At 34.2% G+C, this 22545-nt stretch carries 14 protein-coding genes and 2 tRNA genes; 4 read left to right on the top strand and 12 right to left on the bottom strand.

Features of this window, described 5'->3' with window-relative positions:
* Positions 1-99: 99 nt before the first annotated feature.
* Positions 100-1431 carry an FAD-dependent oxidoreductase gene (locus MYP_RS18065; RefSeq protein ID WP_045466546.1) on the bottom strand — a complete coding sequence of 444 codons (1332 nt, stop codon included), beginning with the start codon at positions 1429-1431 and terminating at the stop codon, positions 100-102.
* A gap of 656 nt (positions 1432-2087) precedes the next feature.
* A complete protein-coding gene (locus MYP_RS18060; protein WP_045466543.1) occupies positions 2088-3284 on the bottom strand; it encodes a glycosyltransferase in 1197 nt (398 codons plus the stop codon).
* 607 nt (positions 3285-3891) lie between these two features.
* Here MYP_RS18060 and MYP_RS18055 point away from each other — a divergent pair.
* Together MYP_RS18055 and MYP_RS18050 are read left to right on the top strand one after the other, a co-directional pair.
* On the top strand, positions 3892-10392 hold the full coding sequence (locus tag MYP_RS18055; protein ID WP_045466540.1) for a non-ribosomal peptide synthetase: 6501 nt from the start codon (positions 3892-3894) through the stop codon (positions 10390-10392).
* Between the two features lie 34 nt (positions 10393-10426).
* Positions 10427-11128 carry a 4'-phosphopantetheinyl transferase superfamily protein gene (locus tag MYP_RS18050; RefSeq protein ID WP_081990586.1) on the top strand — a complete coding sequence of 234 codons (702 nt, stop codon included), beginning with the start codon at positions 10427-10429 and terminating at the stop codon, positions 11126-11128.
* Between the two features lie 225 nt (positions 11129-11353).
* Here the strand turns inward: MYP_RS18050 and MYP_RS18045 are convergent, their stop codons facing one another.
* The 4 genes from MYP_RS18045 to MYP_RS18030 form a co-directional block, all read right to left on the bottom strand.
* Complete coding sequence (locus tag MYP_RS18045; protein ID WP_045466535.1) at positions 11354-12121, bottom strand: SDR family oxidoreductase; 768 nt, start codon at positions 12119-12121, stop codon at positions 11354-11356.
* A gap of 77 nt (positions 12122-12198) precedes the next feature.
* Positions 12199-12768 carry a Crp/Fnr family transcriptional regulator gene (locus MYP_RS18040; protein ID WP_045466532.1) on the bottom strand — a complete coding sequence of 190 codons (570 nt, stop codon included), beginning with the start codon at positions 12766-12768 and terminating at the stop codon, positions 12199-12201.
* A gap of 223 nt (positions 12769-12991) precedes the next feature.
* Positions 12992-13064, bottom strand: a tRNA-Lys gene (locus MYP_RS18035).
* A gap of 93 nt (positions 13065-13157) precedes the next feature.
* Positions 13158-13230, bottom strand: a tRNA-Lys gene (locus tag MYP_RS18030).
* A gap of 76 nt (positions 13231-13306) precedes the next feature.
* Between MYP_RS18030 and MYP_RS18025 the strand changes: the two genes are divergently transcribed.
* Positions 13307-14068, top strand: a complete 762-nt coding sequence (locus MYP_RS18025) for an SH3 domain-containing protein (protein ID WP_156140716.1) — start codon at positions 13307-13309, stop codon at positions 14066-14068.
* Here MYP_RS18025 and MYP_RS18020 read toward each other — a convergent pair.
* The 3 genes from MYP_RS18020 to typA are packed head-to-tail and all read right to left on the bottom strand — an operon-like array spanning position 14032 to position 17493.
* Complete coding sequence (locus tag MYP_RS18020; RefSeq protein ID WP_045466529.1) at positions 14032-14838, bottom strand: SDR family oxidoreductase; 807 nt, start codon at positions 14836-14838, stop codon at positions 14032-14034. The two genes, MYP_RS18025 and MYP_RS18020, sit on opposite strands and share 37 nt — an antisense overlap.
* A 27-nt stretch (positions 14839-14865) precedes the next feature.
* Positions 14866-15672 (bottom strand): alpha/beta hydrolase, encoded by an 807-nt coding sequence (locus tag MYP_RS18015; RefSeq protein WP_231570070.1) that lies wholly within the window; start codon positions 15670-15672, stop codon positions 14866-14868.
* 9 nt (positions 15673-15681) lie between these two features.
* Entirely contained in the window at positions 15682-17493 is a 1812-nt protein-coding gene (gene typA, locus MYP_RS18010) for a translational GTPase TypA (protein WP_045466526.1), read from the bottom strand.
* A gap of 292 nt (positions 17494-17785) precedes the next feature.
* On the opposite strand from typA, the gene metG reads away from it, so the two are divergent.
* A complete protein-coding gene (metG, locus tag MYP_RS18005; RefSeq protein WP_045466523.1) occupies positions 17786-19840 on the top strand; it encodes a methionine--tRNA ligase in 2055 nt (684 codons plus the stop codon).
* 510 nt (positions 19841-20350) lie between these two features.
* Here the strand turns inward: metG and pth are convergent.
* From pth to MYP_RS17990, 3 genes are all read right to left on the bottom strand, one after another.
* Complete coding sequence (pth, locus tag MYP_RS18000) at positions 20351-20914, bottom strand: aminoacyl-tRNA hydrolase (protein WP_045466520.1); 564 nt, start codon at positions 20912-20914, stop codon at positions 20351-20353.
* Between the two features lie 86 nt (positions 20915-21000).
* Complete coding sequence (locus MYP_RS17995; protein WP_045466517.1) at positions 21001-21576, bottom strand: 50S ribosomal protein L25/general stress protein Ctc; 576 nt, start codon at positions 21574-21576, stop codon at positions 21001-21003.
* A 17-nt stretch (positions 21577-21593) separates the two neighbouring features.
* Positions 21594-22523, bottom strand: a complete 930-nt coding sequence (locus tag MYP_RS17990; protein ID WP_045466515.1) for a ribose-phosphate pyrophosphokinase — start codon at positions 22521-22523, stop codon at positions 21594-21596.
* Positions 22524-22545: the final 22 nt, after the last annotated feature.

Below are 22545 nucleotides of genomic sequence, written 5' to 3'. Positions count from 1 at the left end.
AATCCCAAATTATACAACAATCAGCAGTCAGTTATCATCAACTTTATTATACCAAATATTTCATTTCTTATATTCAGTTGTTTCATTTAAAACCAATACTTAATGACTAATAAGTGGTAAGCCATTTTCTTCAACATCAACTCCCTGACCATATTTTTCAACAATCTGGCTAAAAGGTTTATTCGTAAATGCTACCTGAAAATACTCTGTCTCATATTCCCCATTCGACTGTTTCATGGCCTCATGTGCCTGGTTCCATTTTTCGTCAAAATCTTTGTTATGGCACTTCCTAAGTTTTTTATAATTTCTATTAGCCATAGCTTTCATAGCCTCAGTGTCGATAATTCTCCTTTCAGTGAAATGAGAAATGGCTTTACTAATATCTCCACCAAATTCATCAATGAGATGAGCAAAAACCCTAACGCTCTCTATACAGGTATTCATACCCATAGCATAAAAAGGAGGCATAGCATGGGCTGCATCTCCTACCAGCAATATCTGATTTTGGTAGTTCCAATTGTTGCATTTTACCTCAGAGATCTTAGATTCTGGATTGCTGTTGAACTCCTGAATAAACTGATCTTTATCAATAAAGGAAAGGAATTGACAGTTCTCCTGCACAAATTCAAACAACTTCTCATTGTCCTTTAATTTATTTACTTCAGAAGATTCTGTATAGAACAAGGTACCATTAAAGCCCTTCTTCCCATCTGGCAGTGCAACGAACAAAAGTTCAGCTATATTCCATATATGAACATAATTCGGATCTAATACATACTCGCCGTTTCTAGGAGGTATATAAATCTCTTTGAATCTGTAGTCCAGAGTAGTAAGTGTTGCATCTACCAAACCTTGATCCACCAGACGTTGTCTGACACATGAGAAAGTACCGTCACAGCCAAATAAATATTCATATTTAACAACTTTTTCAGTGCTACAGCTATTATCCTGGTCATCTATACTATAATTGGTATTTGTAATAAATGTAAGCTTCTTATCATCTACATTAATTTTTTCCAGTTTATGTCCATAAAAGAACTCCACGTTGCCTGTTTTCAAACAAGCATCCATCAGATAAAAATTAAAATGTTTTCTGTTGACTGTATAAATAGCCTCCCTGTTAGCTCCGTAAAATTGTGAGTATACCTGACCGCTTCTTAAATGTACAGCACGCCCGTATTTAGGCACCAACAATGATTTGTAGCTATCATACAAATCCAAATCTTTAAGAGTAGTAATTCCTCTTTCACTGATTGACATCCCTACTGTCCTTTTCTTGATTTCATTGTTATTTATAAGGTTCATTCTTTTTTCATATACCTGCACCTTATAACCTTTCTTCGCCAAATACAAAGCCAAAGTACAACCGCTTATGCCTGCCCCAATAACAACAACAGACTTATTTTCTAAATAATCAATATTCGTTTTCACGTACTTAAATGATTTGCTTATATCTATAAGGCTAACAGAAAAGCTCGTATACACTGTTTAAAAAATCAAAAAAAAACAAAAAGATAAGGGGAAAACTTACAAATAAACCTGTAAAAAATAATTCAAGACATGTAAAATTTTTATTGCAATTATTCTTTGAATAATAAATAATCAAATACTGAAACTCAAATAAAAATTAAAAAGTAAATAAGAATTCATAAAAAAGAAATAGCAGGATTAAAAATCTTCGATCGCAGAATGAATCCTTTTATATATTCATGAAACTTCAAATGATTCTTTTCTGCATAAATATTTTCGACTATATGATCCTGTAAAGAAAACGAAATAATAAAAACTCTCTTCTATTAATATATCAAATTGAAAAGGTCCTAAAAAGATCCCTGCTTTAACTTTACGTAAGATATTTTTAAAATAACTCTTAGAATCTGTCTAGATTTACCTAAATCGTTAAGATAAATTTTCTAAAGCTACTTCCTATCCTATTAATGAGATATTTTTCAATCCATATTTTATCGAAAAATAATCATAAGTTATAGGGAGGTATTCATAATACCTCTGCATAATATAACTTTAAGTAAACATTCTTCAATAAAATCAAATAAAGAGAGCTTGGTTAAAGAAAAAATCACACAAACTCAAATCGCAGATTTTAAAATGTTTTTTCTCTCTAATGCATTTTCAATGATAGAAGAAAAATCTTCTGCTCGATTCAGCCAAGAATTACCAGATGCAAACTTTATTCTTTCTTTTTTCTTATTTTCATTATCATTATTCAATTCTTCTTTTACAGCATTCAGAAAACTTTCCCTCGAAGCGGCAAAACGAATATAAGGCTTGAACTCCGATAGATTTGCAAATTCTGATGAAACCACAGGTTTACCAACAGCCAAATATTCATTAAACTTTAATGGGTAGACACTTTTTGTATATTCATTTACCAAATAAGGAACAACTCCCAAATCTATCTCCCCAATTATTGCCGGGATTTCTTCAGGTTTTTTAGCTCCTAACCATCTTGTGTTTGAAAATTTGGATAAAGTACGAAATGCATTTTCATCCGGAGTTCTACCTGCAAAAAGAAATTCAACTTCAGGTAAATTTTCTATTAAATATATCATAGTATCAATATCAAATCGATCATCAATACTTCCTGTATATCCTATTACTTTCCTTTTTGTCTGCCTTACTTTTTCTGCATGCAAATAAAATCGATTGAAGTCAACCCCGTTCTTAATTAAATAACAATCTTTTGTTTTACAACTTTTATTATGAAATAGAATCTCAGAAGTGGTAATTACAACATCAGCTTTATTTATATAATCATTTTCTACCAAAACCCCATGATTGGAGTTCCATCCTGTTGCTATTTCATCATAGCAATAATAGATATTTAATATTTCTCCCAGCCTACCTGCTAACATTGTTCCATAATAAGGATTAAATCCTGAAACAACAATCGGATCTTTGATTTTGAGATGGTCAATAGCTTTTCTAATTGTGTACTCTACAATGAGGGCGTTTACTCTTAATAATTTCATAAAAAGTGAATGAGAAGGTATAATATTGATAGGAAGTACTGGCGGAGGACTTAACACATTAATAGTTGAATTAACTCTGGTTGTTACTTCCCTCAACCTTGGTTCTATTCCTAATGTCTTTTTAAAGGGAATAGCCTTGGGGCCCCTTAAAAAATCTTTAAAACTAAATGCATAATCTATATGCAGAATTTTATTGTCTGAACTTAAAACAGTCATAATTTCTGCCATTGTATTTGTGAAATTACTTTCCCACATATTATTTCCAAGGCAGATTATATTTTTATCCTTTAGCATTTTTATCGATTTTAAAAGGATTAACAGACATATGATATTTAAGTTACGACTATACCTATAAGCTTTTATATTTTAATTTTTATTCGTTCAATTAATAGTTTTAATAACACAGCTTATTGCTCCATTACAATTCTCTAAACTCCCTAGAATATTTCGTAGACCTTCTTCCTGCAGACATACCAATTACTGTAATAAAAATCCGATAAGGGACTTTAAAAATATAGATGGATCAAGGGATAATCTTCACACAAGAAATAAATCCATAGACAAATAATCTCATTTATGCAACTTAAAATTGTATTTATATACATAGGAAGAAAATATTTCTTTCCCTTACTCAGTAATTCTATCTAATCCTCCCTATCAAAATTATTTACTGAACCTCTGATTGCATAAGCATATAATTAAAATTGTACTACAATATTTTACACCATTAAAACAAGTAAATAATTTTAAAAAGCACAATAAATTCAAACAACCTTCTACTTATCAATAAAGACGGGACTAGTATCATTTTAATAACAAAGAAAATCCATAGCAGTTTCATTAGTAACAATCAAGCATTTTACAGCACAAAAAATTAGATAATAAATTTAGTAAAAACACTATGGAAAGTGAAGTTAAAGTATTAAGACAAAATGTAAGGTTACAAAAAAATAGTTTGGATAAACTCCAGGAAAAACTATCTCTTCTCAACGAAGACAAATTTTCTTCATTTATTCTATCACTTAGTGCCTTTATTGCTTTGGCAAAAAGATATACAGATCAGGACAAATTCTTAGTAGCCCATAACCATTCAAAACAAAATAAACCTAGTCAAAGAATATCATTCATAGAAATAGATCTTTCGGAAGATCCTACTTTTGAAATACTAATACAACAATTGAATGATAAAATTCAAAAAGATACCGATGGAACATTTGCTGATAAAAAAGATTTTTATCCATTTGTTATTAATTTCTCATTTGACGATAAATCTGAACAAGGTATTTCAAATCTCAATCTCAATATAGTAAGTTCAGACAATCAGAATATTTTACCTGCACTTTCAATTAATTTATCTAATACAGAAGAAGTCATAAGCGGTTGCCTTGAAGCAAGATTAGATTTAATGGAAATTACCATTTCTGAAAACACTAATAACCACTTTTGTAATCTTTTACAAGAAGCGGTATTAAATCCCAAAAAGAGAATCTCCGAATGTAATATGTTGGATGAAAGTGAAAGGAATAAAATTCTTTTTGAATGGAATGCTACTGAGAAGAATTATCCAAAAAATATTTGCTTACACCATCTAATAGAAAAACAAGTAGATAATACTCCTGATTCAATAGCTGTTATTTACAACGGTCAATCACTAACTTATAAAGAATTGAACAGGAGGGCAAATTGCGTAGTAGAGCGTTTAATTGCAAGAGGAATAAAAGAAGAGGACCTAGTTGGGGTATTGTTTGAATTATCACTGGAATCAGTTATAGTAATATTAGGAGTTTTAAAAGCTGGGGCTGCCTATGTTCCGCTTGACACCAACTACCCTGTTAAAAGGTTACAATTACTGGTTGACGACGCCAAACCAAAATTATTAATCACCAATTCAAGTTTAAAAGGTTTATTAGAGTTTGCAGAAGATAGAACACTTATTATTAATGATAATGATTGGCTTAATAGCGATTATTTAACTAATCCATCAACGAACGTTAAACCAGAAAACGCAGCATATGTGATGTATACCTCTGGTTCTACAGGATCACCTAAGGGAATAGTAATTCAACACAATAGTGTTGTAAACAACATAATGTTAATAAAAGATCGATATGAGCTTACCCCTGACGATATTGTTCCTTCGATGCCATCCTTAGCATTTGATGCTTCAGTTTCCAAATTATTTCCGATATTAACCATAGGAGGAACAGTTGTACTTCCAACAGAAGACGAAATAAAAGACGTAGAAAAAACACTTGAATTAATTAATAAATACAATATGCCTTATTTCTCTACTCCTCCAAGCATATTAAGAGTAATTAATTCTATCAACCCTGATTTATCCAGATTACGCATCATTTCCTGCGGAGGTGAAGCCTTAAAGTTTTCAGACATTAATAATATCAATAAACACGTCCCTATATTAAATATATATGGACCTACCGAAGCTACCGTTTCTTCCTGCACCTATACTATACCTAAAAACTCTCCCCCTATTACTTCTCGCGTTCCTATTGGTAAGCCCAATCCAAATTGCAAGGTGTATATTTTGGATAAACATATGAATTGCATGCCTGTCAATTGCTATGGGACCTTATATATTGGAGGAATTGGTGTGGCACGTGGTTATTTAAATAATCCCGAATTAACTGCCCAAAGATTTATTAAAAATCCTTTTGTAGATGGAGAGGTATTATATAACACTGGAGATATTGCCCGATGGTTACCAGATGGCAATATCGATTTCCTTGGCAGAAATGATAATCAGATAAAGATTAGAGGATTCAGAATTCAAATGGAGGAAGTAGAAAAAATATTAACCAAGCATCCATCTGTTATCGAAGGTAAAATCATTGTTAAAGGGACGAACGATGAAGACAAATTCATGATTGCCTGCATAATTCCGAAAGAGGGAGAAAGTGTGACAATAGAATCAATGAGAAACTTCATTGAAAAATATTTACCTGATTATATGGTTCCTTCTGACATAATGGTCCTAGATCAATTCCCTCTTAATCAGAATAACAAAGTTGATTCAAAAGCTCTGCTTCAGAAATTCAATGAAAAAACGCCAGTTAAACAAAAAATTTCTTTATCGGTCAGCAAAAATAATGTTGAGAAAGATCTTATCAATTTTTGGAAGGAGATCCTGAATAAGGAAATTAATATACAGGAAAATTTTTTCCATGCAGGAGGACATTCACTCCATGCTATGCAATTGAAAATGTTTATCAATAAGAAATTCAATACTGATTTTTCTATGAAAGACATTTTCAATAATCTTACAATTGAAAAATTAACGTCTTTAATAGCATCTAAAATTCAACTTACTGAAGATAACATTCATATACCCAATAGTCTCAAAAATAATAATCCCTTTATTGAGGAAAAACAGAGTTCAGAAAATATAACTCCGGTCGATTTAAAAGACATTTCAAATATAAAATCTCAATCCCTGGATACTTCATTAAGTAAAAAAGAGATAGATTTGATTGCTTCTAATAATAAAGAGAGTAGTTTTTATCAGTTGTTTTTCAAAAAACCAACATTATTAGATCTTTCATTTAACGAAAGAAGATTATATTTTCTCTACAAATTCCTTCCCAATAAAGCTACGTACAATGTTGTAAAGGCCTATAGTCTGTCGGGAAAAGTGAATATAAGTGTATTAGAGAAAAGTATAAAACAGCTATTGGATAAGCATTTAAACCTAAGAAAAAATTTTATCGAAATAGATGGAGAACCTAAGGCTAAATTAAATCTTAAATCTACCTTTAAAGTCAGAGTTTGTTGTTTATCCGATTTTTTAAGGTCAACTACTGACGATGAGGAATTAATTCTTGAAAAATTAGTAGAGGATGAAACTGAAAAGCCATTTGATTTAAGTAAAGATCTTCCTATTCGATTAACTCTAATCAAAAAAAGGAAAGAAAGTAGCGTTCTGATTCTTTCTGCCCATCATATCATTTCTGATGCCTGGTCTTTTGCTATCATATTAGAAGAACTTAATAAGCTTTATAATTCTAACCTGAATGGCGAAGAAATAGAACTGGAGGATCTGACAAGAGAATACAATAATTATGTTGGGGCTCAAAAACAGTATCTTAATAAGATTAAGATTAGTGAACTTCTAGGTTATTGGAAGAATAAGCTGAGTGATAAAATTTCCAAATTAAAATTGCCCTATGAGCGGAATGGAAAAGATATTGTCTCTGACAACGCTTTGTATGAAGAAATTCTGATACCTACTACTCTTATCAATTCACTTCAAAAATATAGTAGAGAAAAAGATGTTACTCTTTTTATGACCTTCTTTAGTGCGTTCCAAACTCTGCTATTTAAATATAGTCAAAACGAATTTATAAATACAGCAATCCCTATTGTTGATCGTGCAAATGCGGATACAAAAAAGCTAGTCGGATTTTTTGTCAATACTTTAATTATACCCACTGATTTCTCCAATGATGTTTTATTTGATGAATTAGTGGAAGAAGTTAGACAAACAATATTAGAGTCATTTCAAAATCAGGATCTGCCTTATGAGATACTTGCCAATGAATTAAGAAAAGATACAGGAGCTGATGTCAACTCTCTAATTCAGGTAATGTTTGCATTTCAAAATGTACATGAAGATCCATTGCATTTGACTGGAATTAAAGCTGAGAATATTTTATTGAAAAATAAACATGCTAAGTTCGATCTTACAGTTTCCGTTTCCGAACAGGCAGATGGTTACCTGGTATCTGCAGAGTATAAATCTGATCTATTCCATTCTATTACAATAAAAAGAATGCTGAATTCATTTTACATGCTCATAGAACAAGTAATGTCAAATCCTAAAATCAAAATATCTCAAATTGAAGTATTGAATCAATCAGTAAAAGAACTTCTTACTAAAGTGTGGAATGACACCAAAAGAAATCTTCCTGATTTTTCAGTGCATGAGCTATTCGAAAGGCAAGTTTTTTCAACACCAGATGCAATTGCATTAAATTTTAATGGCAAAAAAATCAGTTATAATGATTTAAATATTCGTGCTAATCATTTAGCACATTATCTTAAAAAACAAGGAATTGCTTCAGAGGAACTGGTAGGTATCCTAATGGATGAATCAGAGTTGAGTATAGTATCGCTAATAGCGGTATTAAAGACAGGAGGTGCATATCTTCCTCTAGATCCTGCCTATCCTAAAGAAAGAATTGCTTATATGTTAAATGATTCCAGGGTTAAAACAATTATTAGTGAAGAAAAGTATCTCAACTATCTACCAGAATCGTCTTACCAATGGATTGCTTTGGATCAACTTGGTGAAGAATTAAGTAAAGAAAAAGATACCAATCCTGAAAGTAGAATACTTACCAATCATCTTGCCTATGTTATGTATACATCCGGCTCCACAGGCAACCCAAAAGGAGTTGGCGTAGAACATAAGAATATTGTAAGATTGGTGAAAAATACCAATTATGCTACACTATCAAACAACACCAAGCTACTAAAAACAGGCGCTTTTTCATTTGATGCATCTACATTTGAGGTATGGGGAATCTTATTAAACGGTGGAGAATTACATATATATCCAAAAGAAAATTTATTAGATCATCAATTGCTTAAAGAAAAGATAAAGGAAAATGAAATTACATTGATGTGGTTTACTGTGTCCTGGTTTAACCAATTAGTCGATTTAGATGTAGATCTTTTTAAACCTCTTCAGTCAGTATTTGTAGGAGGAGATAAATTATCAGTGAAGCATATTAATAAAGTTAAACAAGCAATTCCTCATCTTGAAATAGTCAATGGATACGGTCCTACAGAAAATACAACATTTTCTCTATATCATAAAATAGAGAGTATTAGTGAAGAAGATATACCTATTGGTAAGCCAATCACGAATACTACAGTTTATATTTTGGACAAATCACTTAATCTTCTTCCAATTGGAGTGCAAGGTGAAATCTATGTAGGAGGAAAAGGAGTTGCAAGGGGATATATTAACGATGAAAAACGTACACAAGAAAAATTTATTCCGGATCCATTTAGTTATGAAGGAAGGTTATATAAAACAGGAGACCTTGGAAGATGGCTTGAAAATGGAACAATAGAATTTGGAGGAAGAAAGGATAATCAAATTAAACTCAGAGGATATAGAATTGAACTGGGAGAAATTGAAAATGCAATATCCTGCCATCCTCTGATAGAAGATTCTGTTGTTATAATGAAAGATGACAATGGTGATAAAAAGATCATAGGATTTTATTTAAGCAATACAAACTTAACGGAAGCAGAGGTAAAAACTTTTCTAAGAAAAACCCTTCCTGAATTTATGATACCTGCTTACCTGATCAAAAAGGAAAGCTTTCCATTGACGTCCAACGGGAAAATTAATCGTCAGGCATTAGCAAATAGTACTAAGAATTATATTAAAACAAATAAAACGTTTGAGTTTGCCTTTAATGCAACAGAGGAAAAACTTGTAGCAATCTTCGAAGAGATTTTAGGAAGGGATGCTATAAGTATTACAGATAATTTCTTTGAATTAGGAGGCCATTCTCTCCTGGCTACAAAAGTAATGGCAAAAATTGAAAGAGAGTTTGGACAAAATTATCCTTTGTCCATCCTATTTGAAGCTCCGACTATTAAAGAGCTTAGTAAGGTCATCAAAGGAGATTCTGGAATTAAAAAAACAGGAATCATCTCAATACAACCTAAAGGCCATAAACCTCCGTTATTCTTATTACCAGGATATTTATTCTATCATAATCTTTCGAAATATCTCGGAGATGATCAACCTTTATATGGTTTTGAACCACTAAATATAGATCGAACAGAAGAAGTTGCCGCTATGTTTATAAAACAAATGAAAAAGATACAGCCAACTGGTCCTTATTATATTGGTGGTTTTTGTGCCAGTGGTATCATAGCGTATGAAGTAGCTCAGCAACTTACTGCCGCAGGAGATGAGATTGGTCTGTTATCTTTATTTGAAGTATATACTCCTGAAGCAACGGTCTCTAAAGCATCAAAAAAATATTTATCGGACAAATTTGCTCATTGGAAGGCCGCTTTCTCTTATAACTCCTTCAGAGCTAAAGTAAAATTGATTTATAATGAATCTCAGAAACTACTTCAATATTTCCTTCTAAATCAATTTAGAAGTATGATAAGCGATTATAAGCTCAAGCCATATAATGGGAAAATTGTATTGTTCAAAGCTTTAGATGAACTGGTAGTATCTTCTTCGTCTGATCCTTATATGGGGTGGAACAGATACTGCTCAGCTCATAATATCACTTTGATTAAAATTCCGGGAAATCATAATACATTGTTTAAAGAACCATATATCGGCATTACTGCTGCACAGATTAAAAAGTGCTTGGAAAACGAAAATTATAATGTGGAAGAAATTTAATTGAGATCAGTTTAAGAAAGAGAGTGGTATATGAATGAAAGTTTGTATACCGCTCTCTTTCTGTTTATTATTTACAATCCGAAAGTTTTTTAATGCCCTACTAATGGAAATATTCTACACTAAGTTTGAGGACAAACTTGATCATAAAAAAATAAATAATTATTTAAAATACCTTCCATCTTCAATGAGAGAAGATATATTGAAATATCAATTGCCATTTGATATTCAAGGCCGTTTATTTGGAAAACTTTTATTAAAAAAAATTTTTGAACACTATTTTAGCAATCAAAATATATTAAATCAGCTAAAGTATAATCAATATGGCCGTCCATATATTTCCGACTCAGGTATAGACTTTAGCATATCTCATTCAGGAGAATATACAGCAGTTGCAATGTCAAAAGGATTTTCCATAGGGATCGACATCGAAAAAATAAAAGAGATACCTATCTGTGATTTTAAACCTGTATTTACAGATAATGAATGGGAGGCAATTTTATCATCAACCAATCCTTTAAAATCATTTTATGTTTATTGGACAAAGAAGGAAAGTACAGTAAAAGCCGATGGAAGAGGTCTTTCTATTCCTTTAAATGAAATAATAGTGGATGATGCTATTTCAATTTTATATGAAAAACAATGGCATTTATATGAAATTAATTTAGCGCCTGATTATATGGCACATATTGCAAGTGAGCAAAAAGATTTGATCAACATCTACAGTATTACTTTTTAGTATAGAAAACCGGATTGTGTGTGTTTCATTCAGACAACTTTAAAAACTTTCCTTTATCTAAAAAATCCCCACCTGTGATACAAGCGAGGATTTTAAATTGAAATGTGAAAGCATAGGACAATCTTCGAACTTTAAATATCTAATGCTATCACAGCCTTTTAAAATCTATTAATTATCGTCACCGAACCCTTGAAGACGATGATAACAATTTTCATTTGTTAAATATTACCAGGCAATTTCTCCTGTTTCAGGATTTGTTTCTTCGCTGAAAAACTTTCCGGTTGGTCCGTCTTTATCAATCAGTGCATATTTCGCCACACGTTTTCCGGCTTCTTCAACTTCACCTCCATTGTAGTTGGTAAAATCCGTTTTGGTATACCCCGGGTCAACCATATTTATTTTAAATGCAGTATCTCTTAGCTCATAAGCCAGATGAACGGTGAACATATTCAAAGCTGATTTTGAAGAGCCGTAAACTGCGAACTTTCCAAAATCATAGGCAGGCCAGGCAGGGTCGCTTTGAAGAGATAATGAGCCAACAGTTGAACTTACCATTACAATTCTCGGTTCCGGTGCATTTTTCAATAAATCCAGAAATGCTTGTGTAACTCTTACCACACCGTAAACATTGGTTTCATACACTTCTTTAAATGTATCAATGCTTGCTTCTGCGGCAGTCCAGGTTTGCGGAATATACTTGCCGTTCTCGTCTAATTTCACACCGCTAATACCTGCATTGTTTATCAAAACATTCAGATAATCTACTTTCCTTCCGATTTCTGTCCGTGCATTTTTCACCGAATGATCATCGGTCACATCAATCTGAATGGCTTCAACGTTTGTCAATCCTTGGGCTTTTAGTTTCTCGACAGCCTCTATACCTCTTTGTTGATCACGGCTTCCAATGTAAACGTAAAATCCTTTTTGCAATAGTTGTTTTGCGGTTTCTAATCCGATGCCTTTATTGGCTCCTGTAATTAATGCTGATTTCATTTTTTTATTTTTTAATTCGTATAGCAAAGGTTGCCAGTTTAAAAATGAAATTGTTTACCATTTGGTAAAAAGTAATCTTAGCGAATGTTTTTCCTGATCCTACTCAGTGATTGTTGTGTAATGCCTAAATAAGAAGCTATATAAGAGAGAGGAACACGATTTGCGAGAGTAGGGAATTTTTGAATGAACGATAAATAGCGTGTAGTAGCGTCCTCCGAAACTAAGGGACTTCTCCTTTCTATTTTTTCCACAAGACATTTCTGAACTATTTTTATTACAATCTTATCCCAGCCGATGATGGTGTTTAAAAGCTCGTCCCAATCCTTTTTGGAGAATATAAGCACCCTGCTGTCTGTAATTGCCTGTAAATATTGGGACGCAGGCATACCTGCCTCAAAGTTCTGGTAGTCTGTAACGAAATGATTTTCGTCAATCAAATAATCCGTAATTTCCTGGCCTTTGTTGTTGTAATAGCAAAACCGAAAAATGCCTTCAAGGACAAAGCCTACCTGTTTTGGAATTTTTCCTGCTTCAGAAAGGTACTCGTCTTTACGAACTTCTATTTCAGTTGCTTTACTTTTTATCAGGTCTATTTGCTGCTTGTTCAGGTTGCCAAACTGTAAAATGTATTCTATTAACTCTTCCATAGGGTAAAATTATTAAATAGTTTGAGCTATGATTTACCATTTGGTAAAAAGATGGGTCAGTACTACCTATTATTAGAGTTAGTAATAGATGTGTAGAGGTGTAAAATCAAAGTCTTCAGATCTCGGTTTTCCGATTGATCCATTAAAAATAGAAAACCTATAAAATTAGCTGAATAAAAAAATCCTCACCTGAAAATTCAAGTGAGGATTTTAAATCGGAATGTGAACCCGCTGGGATTCGAACCCAGGACCCCTACATTAAAAGTGTAATGCTCTACCAGCTGAGCTACGGATTCCTATGAAAATTAACTATTACTCTTGTTTGATAAATCTTTAGCTTCCCTAAAGATTGCGATAAAAAAAGATCCTCTGTCTTCAGAGGATCTTTGTGAACCCGCTGGGATTCGAACCCAGGACCCCTACATTAAAAGTGTAATGCTCTACCAGCTGAGCTACGGATTCTTATTTTTTTGCTTTTGCGAAATCGTTTTCCGTAAATGCGATGCAAAAGTATAAGCTTTTTTTATATTTGCAAAACATGAAGCGAATTTTCTTTACAACACTTATCGTTTTTTTTCTATCCCCCTTTGCTTGCTGCGCCAATTACGCTGATTCCCTGAAGCTTGCAGATTCATTATTCAGAGAAAAAAAATATCCACAATCTTATAATATCTATTCCAACATACTTTCTTCCACTGAAAAGTTTTCCCCAAGAATGCTTCTCAAAATGGCTATGATCAAGGAACAGGAAGGAGATTATACAATGTCGCTTTATTATCTAAACCTTCTCTACAAGTACCAGCCTGATAAAAGAGTGCTTGATAAAATGGATGAGCTGGCATCTGCACATCAGCTTACAGGATATACATTTACAGATCTGGAATACTTTATTTCTCTTTATAATCAGTATTACTATTACATCATATTCTTTTTTCTTATTGTATCTGCAATCATCTATCTGTATTTAATTTTTAAAAAGTTTCACAGTAAAAAACTCGGCTTGCGTCCCCTCTTCTTCGTCTTTGTATTATCCTTTGCATACATTCTTACTAATTATGATATCGTTCCTATGAAAGGAATCATAAGCAAGGACCACTCCTACTTAATGAGCGGCCCTTCCGCAGGAGCTGCTCCTGTGGCTGAGGTAGAAAAAGGACATCGTGTTATTGTATGGTCAGAAGACGACGTATGGTATAGAATCAGCTGGAATGGTGAATTTGTTTATATCAAAAAAAATCATCTCCTCTTAGTAGGAGATGAAAATCATTTAAGAGGAGAATCTTTCTCTTTCGATATATGATTGAATACAACTTTATCAACCAATCCTGGGAAAAACTTTTTCAGTAAGATAGTTGATTTTCCTTGCGAGGTAAGAACAAGGTCCCTTTTTCTCTGTTCTACTGCTTTGTAAATGCTCCATGCTACTTCTTCGGCGCTCATCATCTTTCCTTCGTCCATAGACGATTCTCCAATGATGGTTCCGTCTTTTGACAAAGAAGTATTTCTAATATTGGAAGTCGTAAAGCCTGGACAAGCTACAAGCACATGAACATTTTTATTCAGGAGTTCTATACGAAGCGCTTCCAGAAAACCATTCATGGCAAATTTAGACGCACTGTAGCCCGTTCTGCCCGGAAGACCTACACTACCTGCAATAGAAGAAACACCGACTACAGAGCCTCTGTTTTTAATAATTTCAGGCAAGGCGTATTTGGTTGCATAAACAGTTCCGTAAAAATTGATATCCATTACCTTTTTCAATACACTCAAATCTGCATCCGCAAATAATGCTCTCATGGATATACCTGCATTGTTAATAAGTATATCTATCTTACCATAGACTTTAAGTGTTTCATTGACGAGCATTTCATTATCTTCCTCCTTTGCCGAATCTGCTTGTATCGCCAATACTGTAATTCCTTTGCTTCTTAGCAATAAAGCAGTTTCATCAAGGTTGACCTTGTTTCTCCCTGTTATGACAACCTTTGAGCCATTGATTCCAAACACCTCTGCACAGGCTTTTCCTATTCCTGAAGATCCTCCGGTTATGATGACGACTTTATCTTTCATATCTTTAATCTTTATGCTCTGATAGATTTACCTGCCTTTAAAATACTTTGCAACAGCATGTATAAGATTGGAATGACCGGCAGAAAGTATTTCCAATTTATAATTATTCAGATTACGAAGAAAATACTTCATATTCTTAAGATTTATGATTTTATCATATGTCCCTAAGAAGAGTTCGAGCTCTATTTTATTTTCATTCAGGATTGTTACGATCTTCCTGGTACTGAACTTAAGATCTCTGAATACGATCCATGAAAAATAAACCCTTCTTCTCTGTGCTCTGGTAATCATTTGGGTATTAGCAAACCGGTGCAGACTTTTATCAAGCAACTTAAACCTGTTTAAGGTATTCACTACATTATGATAGATTCGGGGCTTTACAATGGTTCTTTTGAATATTCCCTGCAGAAGTCTGGGATAAGTTGCAATGCTGTACCAGAAGCTTGTTTTGATGCCATCCGGAGCTATCAGAATCACTTTATCAATCCTTGAATAAAAAAATTCCAGGCTCGAAAGTACAAACTTACCTCCCATGCTAAAACCTAGTAAACTAAATCTTTCTATTTGCTGGTTTTGCAGAAACCCGGCAAAAAATTTATTCCAGAAATCTTTCTGGAGAGGTTGATCTCCATATGGCCAATAGCTTTTACCATGAAAAAACAAATCAAAACTATAAACAATATACTCCTCTAAAAGTACTTCTTCCAGCTCATAGAAATGATTTGAAGTTTGCCCAAAACCATGAAAGGTAAGAAGTACCTTCTTACCTTTCCCTGATTTGGAGTAGTGCATGAGTGCCTTTTCGTACTCATGATACCCATATGTTCTTTGCATTAAATGAAATTAAGCAACAGTTTCTTTTTTAGACATTCTGTTTCTTTCATTCTCATCAAGATAAATCTTACGCATTCTGATGCTCTTCGGAGTTACTTCAAGGTATTCATCTCCCTGAATATATTCCATAGATTCTTCTAATGAGAAGTTTATTTTTGGAGCGATTTTAACGTTGTCGTCAGAACCTGAAGCACGCATGTTTGTTAATTTCTTACCTTTCAACACGTTTACAGTAAGGTCATTACCTCTTGTATGCTCACCTATTACCTGTCCCATGTAAATCTCTTCTCCCGGATCAACAAAGAAAAATCCTCTGTCCTGAAGTTTATCGATTGCATAAGCAGTTGTAGTACCAGTTTCCATAGAGATCAAAGATCCGCTCAATCTACCCGGGATTGGTCCTTTATATGGCTCATATGCTTTAAACCTGTGCGTCATAATAGCTTCACCAGCTGTTGCTGTTAGCACGTTATTTCTGAGACCAATGATACCTCTTGAAGGAATGTTAAATTCAAGATGCTGAAGATCCCCTTTGGGTTCCATAATCAATAACTCTCCTTTTCTTTGAGTTACTAATTCAATTACTTTACCAGAGGTTGCTTCAGGAACATCCACAACAAGAATTTCTACCGGTTCACATTTCTGACCATCTATTTCTTTGAAGATTACCTGTGGCTGACCTACCTGTAATTCATACCCTTCTCTTCTCATTGTCTCAATCAATACAGACAAGTGAAGGATACCTCTTCCGAAAACAAGGAATTTATCTTCAGAATCTGTTTCAACAACTCTCAATGCCAGGTTTTTCTCCGTTTCTTTCATCAGTCTGTCTCTGATGTGACGGGATGTTACAAACTTACCTTCTTTACCAAAGAACGGGCTATTGTTTATCGTAAACAACATACTCATTGTAGGCTCGTCTACTGCTATTCTTTCTAGTGGCTCAGGATTTTCAGCGTCGGTAAGGGTATCACCGATCTCAAAATCATCAAGACCTGTAACAGCACAAATATCCCCAGCTGATACAGACTCAACTTTCAATTTACCAAGACCTTCAAAAACATGAAGTTCTTTTATTTTTACTTTCTTGATAGAGCCATCAGCTTTAGTTAGGGCCATATTTGCTCCTTCTTTCAGTTCGCCTCTAAACACTCTTCCGATTGCAATTCTACCCTGATAAGCTGAATAATCCAGAGAGGTTACCTGCATTTGAGGGATCCCTTCAGGACGTGGTGCTTCCGGTATGTGCTCTACAATTGCATCAATCAAAGGAAGAATCGAATCAGTAGGATTTCTGAAATCAGGTCCCATCCATCCTTGTTTAGATGAGCCATACATAGTTACAAAGTCAAGCTGATCTTCTGTAGCTCCAAGGTTGAACATTAAGTCAAATACTGACTCATGCACCTCATCCGGACGACAGTTTTCCTTATCTACTTTATTTACAACGACGATTGGCTTTAAACCAAGATTCAGCGCTTTGCCCAATACGAATCTAGTCTGAGGCATTGGCCCTTCAAACGCATCGACAAGCAAAATAACACCGTCTGCCATTTTCAAAACTCGCTCAACCTCACCACCAAAGTCGGCGTGACCGGGAGTATCTATGATATTTATTTTGATACCTTTATATCTTACGGAAACGTTTTTCGCAAGAATGGTAATACCTCTTTCCCTTTCAAGATCATTGTTATCCAGAAGAAGATCGTTAAACTCCTGGTTTTCTCTAAAGATTTTAGAGGCGTGAATGATCTTATCTACCAGGGTAGTTTTACCGTGGTCAACGTGTGCTATAATTGCAATATTCCTGATGCTTTGCATATATTTTGTGAAAACTAAGCTGCAAAATTAAAAAAATAGTTTCGAATTGCTTAGTAATTAGGTTAATTTCTGACGAAGAACCTCAATAATTCTTCCCTAAAAGCCCTAAACTATGCTCAAAAGCCTATTTCTTATTGTTTTAGTCCTAACACTACTTTTTTAAAAATAGTTGGCCTTGTAAAAGAAATAGTAAAATTTCTGATTGCACCAGTTATATTTGCACTCCTTAATTATAAAAACCGAACAGCCTTTGGTCTGTTTTCTCAAATATATTTGTTCTTATTTTTAGCTTATGAGTAAAAATTACAAAAGACATACAATTACTGCGGCTTTGCCTTATGCAAACGGTCCTGTTCACATCGGTCACCTTGCCGGTGTATATGTCCCTGCAGACATTTACGCAAGATATCTAAGACTCAAGGGAGAAGATGTGCTCTTTGTCTGCGGATCGGATGAACATGGTGTTCCAATTACCATCAGAGCTAAAAAAGAAGGTATTACACCACAACAGGCAGTTGATAAATACCACACTATAATTAAAGATTCTTTCAAGGATTTCGGAATATCGTTTAATATTTACTCCAGAACGTCTGCTCAAGTACACCACGAAACTTCTTCAGAGTTTTTTAAAACGCTTTACAACAAAGGGATTTTCGAAGAAAAAGTAACTGAACAGTACTTTGATCCTAAAGCACTTCAGTTCCTGGCCGACAGATATATTGAAGGTACATGCCCGAAATGTGGATTCGAAAAGGCTTATGGAGATCAGTGTGAAAATTGTGGCAGTACTTTAAGTCCTTCCGAGCTTATTAATCCCCACTCTACGCTAAGTGGAGAAAAACCTGTACTAAAATCTACCAAACACTGGTACCTTCCTCTTGACAAATATGAAAACTGGCTAAGAGAATGGATACTGGAAGGGCATAAAGAATGGAAAGCCAATGTTTACGGACAGTGCAAATCGTGGATAGACCAGGGATTGCAGCCACGTGCTGTAACCAGAGATCTTGACTGGGGAGTACCAGTCCCTCTTCCTGGAACAGAAGGAAAAGTACTTTATGTATGGTTCGATGCTCCTATCGGCTATATATCAGCAACCAAAGACTGGGCACAACAACAGGGAACCCCGGAAGCATGGGCTCCCTACTGGCAGGATCAAGATACCAAACTTGTGCATTTTATAGGAAAAGACAACATCGTATTCCATTGTGTTATCTTCCCTGTAATGTTAAAGACTCACGGAGATTATATACTTCCTGACAATGTACCTGCGAATGAATTTCTGAACCTCGAAGGAAACAAAATTTCTACTTCTAGAAACTGGGCTGTATGGCTTCATGAGTATCTTCAAGAGTTTCCAGGTAAAGCAGACGTGCTTAGATATGTCCTTTGCGCTAATGCTCCGGAAACCAAAGACAATGATTTTACATGGAAAGATTTTCAGGCCCGGAATAACAATGAGCTGGTAGCCATCTTTGGAAACTTTGTAAATCGTGCAGTAGTTCTAACCCGCAAAAACTATGACGGTATTGTGCCTGCTCAGGGTACCCTTGAAAATATTGATAAAGAAGTCCTCGAAAAGCTGAAAGAACTTCCCGAAAAAGTAGCTGGTTCCATTGAAGCATACAGATTCAGAGAAGCTTTAACTTTTATGATGGAACTCGCAAGGGTTGGAAATAAATATCTTGCAGATACAGAACCGTGGCAACTGATCAAAACAGATGCATCCAGAGTGAAAACCATACTGAATATCAGCCTTCAGATATCTGCAAGTCTTGCAATTCTTGCAGAACCATTTATGCCGCATACAGCAGCAAAGCTTTCTGAAATGTTGGGATTAGAAAAGTTATCCTGGAAAGATGCGGGAAAGGATAATTTGGTGGTTGGCGGCCATCAGCTTAAAGCTGGAGGTTTATTATTTGATAAGATAGAAGATGAAACCATTGAAGCTCAGATTAAAAAACTTCAGGATACCAAACTAGCTAATGAGCTTGCAAGCAAAACTGTAGCACCGGAAAAACCTGCTGTTCAGTTTGACGACTTTACCCAAATGGACATTCGTATTGCAACCATTATTGAAGCAGAAAAAGTAGCTAAAACAAAAAAGCTTCTTAAACTGAAACTTGATACGGGTATCGATACAAGAACAGTTGTAAGTGGTATTGCAGAATATTATGAACCGGAAAAAATTATCGGTCAACAGGTTTGTCTGTTAGCAAACCTTGCTCCGAGAGAAATAAAAGGAATTGAATCTAAAGGAATGATTTTAATGGCTGAAGATAAAGATGGGAAACTTTCCTTTGTGAGTCCGGTAAATAAAATTACAAATGGCGGAACCGTGAGTTAAAAAAGTATTATCCTTAAATTATTAAAGCCCGATTTAAATTGGGCTTTTTTTATACCTAAACTTTAAGCGAATTACCAATTTAATTAGATGTTTAAACATACAAGTTAATCAAAGTCAAAAACTTACAATTATTTTTTTTACAAATAAAGACAATAAGTCACATATCAAATAATATCATAATCTATAAAAATATACCATTAATAGAAAAAAACGAACAATTTATAATTTAAAAATTAAAAATATAAACATAATAACCTTTACAAATTACATCAAAACTTATATTTATAAAAAAAATTAATTCAATTACCTACAACCTTTCATAGGTAAAAGGTATCTATATACCGTAAGTCTTAATTAGGGACTGAATATAAAACTCAAATCTTTTTGATATTTTTTTTATATTTTTTTAATATCTTTTTACCTGGGGACCCCTTCGAGAAATCAAAGGGGTCTTTTTTTATATTTATTTTTAATCAATCACCAAGGTTAATTCTAGATTACTCTGACCAATCATTTCGTATTTACAGTATTCATTGCCCTCTCAATTCCAATTGTGCAAAATGCCAAAACACCATCAATAGCCTTATCCATAAAGATGGGCAATTCTTCAAACTCTTTAGATGTAAACCTTCCTAAAACATAATCAACCTGACGTCCTTTAGAAAACTCACTTCCTACTCCAAATCGTAGCCTTGGATATGCTTCACTACCTAATACCTTTTGAATATCCCCCAGACCATTATGTCCGCCATTAGACCCTTTACCTCTCATCCTCAATGTGCCATAAGGCAAAGCTATATCATCAGTAATAACCATTATATTTTCTGCAAATACGTTCAGAGTTTTCATCCAGTAGTTTACAGCCTTACCACTTAAATTCATGAAGGTAGTAGGTTTGATAAGCATAAGTGTCCTACCCTTATATTTATATTCCGCAACAAAAGCATATCGATCTGACTGAAACTTCAATCCTTCTTTATCGGCAAGGCGATCCAACACCAAAAAACCAATGTTGTGCCTCGTCAACTCATACTCAGGACCAATATTCCCCAAACCAAATATTAAATATTTCATAATGAAAATTTACAAAAGTCTATAAAAGCATAAATCCTATCTGCCAAAGACAAATAGGATTTAAAAATATAAAATTAATTACTTACTTATTTCTTTTCTTCTTCAGCAGCTCCTCTTAGGGCTCTTGTTGTTTCAACGCTAACAACAGGAAGTGCTTTATTATTTAAGAAAGTAAAGTTTCCTGACTTAAGATCAGAAATTCTTAAAGACTTTCCGATTTCAAGAGATGAAATATCAGCTTCTACAAAATCAGGAAGATTCTTTGGAAGTGCTTTTACTTTAACTTTTTTAAGTTTAGAAATCAGTTTACCTCCTTTGATAACACCTGGAGAAGTACCTGTAATTCTAACTGGAACATCCATTTTAACTTCTTTATCTTCTTTTAAAAGAAGAAAATCTGCGTGTAGGATCATATCATTAACAGGATGGAATTGAATATCCTGAAGAATGCATGAATATTTTTTCCCTTCAACTGTAAGATCTACTTTGTAAGCATTTGGAGTGTACACAAGGTCTCTGAAAAGAAACATTGGCGCATAGAAATGAACCTGATCTTCACCACCGTAAAGTACGCATGGTACGTTAGCATCAAGTCTAAGCTGCTTAGACTCTCTTTTACCGAGATTTGCTCTTTTAAACCCTATAATCTCTAATGAATTCATTGTTTTTTATAATTTAATTAAATAATAAATAGCGAACTGATAGAATCGTTATCCTGAAGCTTTCTGATTGCCTTTGCAAACAATTCTGCTACCGTCAGAACTCTGATCTTTGGTGATTCTTGTTTTAGCGGAAGTGTATCGGTAATAACCAACTCCGTTAACACTGAATTTTCTATATTATCCAGCGCCTTACCAGAAAGAACGCCGTGTGTACAAATTGCTCTTACACTTTTTGCACCTTTATCCATGATAATCTGCGAAGCTTTGCAAAGTGTACCTCCAGTATCAACAAGATCGTCCACCAGAACCACATTTGCACCTTCAACATCACCTATAAGTTGCATAGAAGCAATTTCGTTTGCTCTCTTTCTGTGCTTATCACAAAGAACAAGATCCACTTCCATGATTTTTGCAAACCCTCTTGCTCTTGCCACTCCTCCTACATCAGGAGAAGCGAATATTAAATTCTCGAGATTTAAAGACCTTAGATAAGGAATAAAGATCGCTGCGCCATCCAGGTGATCAACTGGAAAATCAAAGAATCCCTGTATCTGACCAGCATGCAAATCGCAGGTCATAAGGCGGTCAGCACCAGCGGCTGAAAGGAGATTTGCTACAAGTTTTGCAGCAATAGGCACCCTTGGCTTATCTTTTCTATCCTGACGGGCATAGCCAAAGTATGGAACTACCACAGTTACATATGCCGCTGAAGCTCTTCTGGCCGCGTCAATCATCAGCAGAAGCTCCATAAGATTATCTGCATTAGGGAATGTCGACTGAATCAGAAAAACATCATAACCTCTGACAGATTCATCAAATGAAACATAAATTTCACCATCACTGAATCTTTGTTGAGTTACAGCGCCAAGTTGCTTTCCGTAAAAGTTAGCGATTTTCTCTGCCAGGTATTTGGAGTTAGTTCCGGAGAAGAGCTTTATGTAAGACATATATGATTAATTCCCTTTTTCC

Source organism: Sporocytophaga myxococcoides (assembly GCF_000775915.1).
Lineage (GTDB): Bacteria > Bacteroidota > Bacteroidia > Cytophagales > Cytophagaceae > Sporocytophaga > Sporocytophaga myxococcoides_A.
This window is presented reverse-complemented; position numbering and strand designations above follow the sequence as displayed.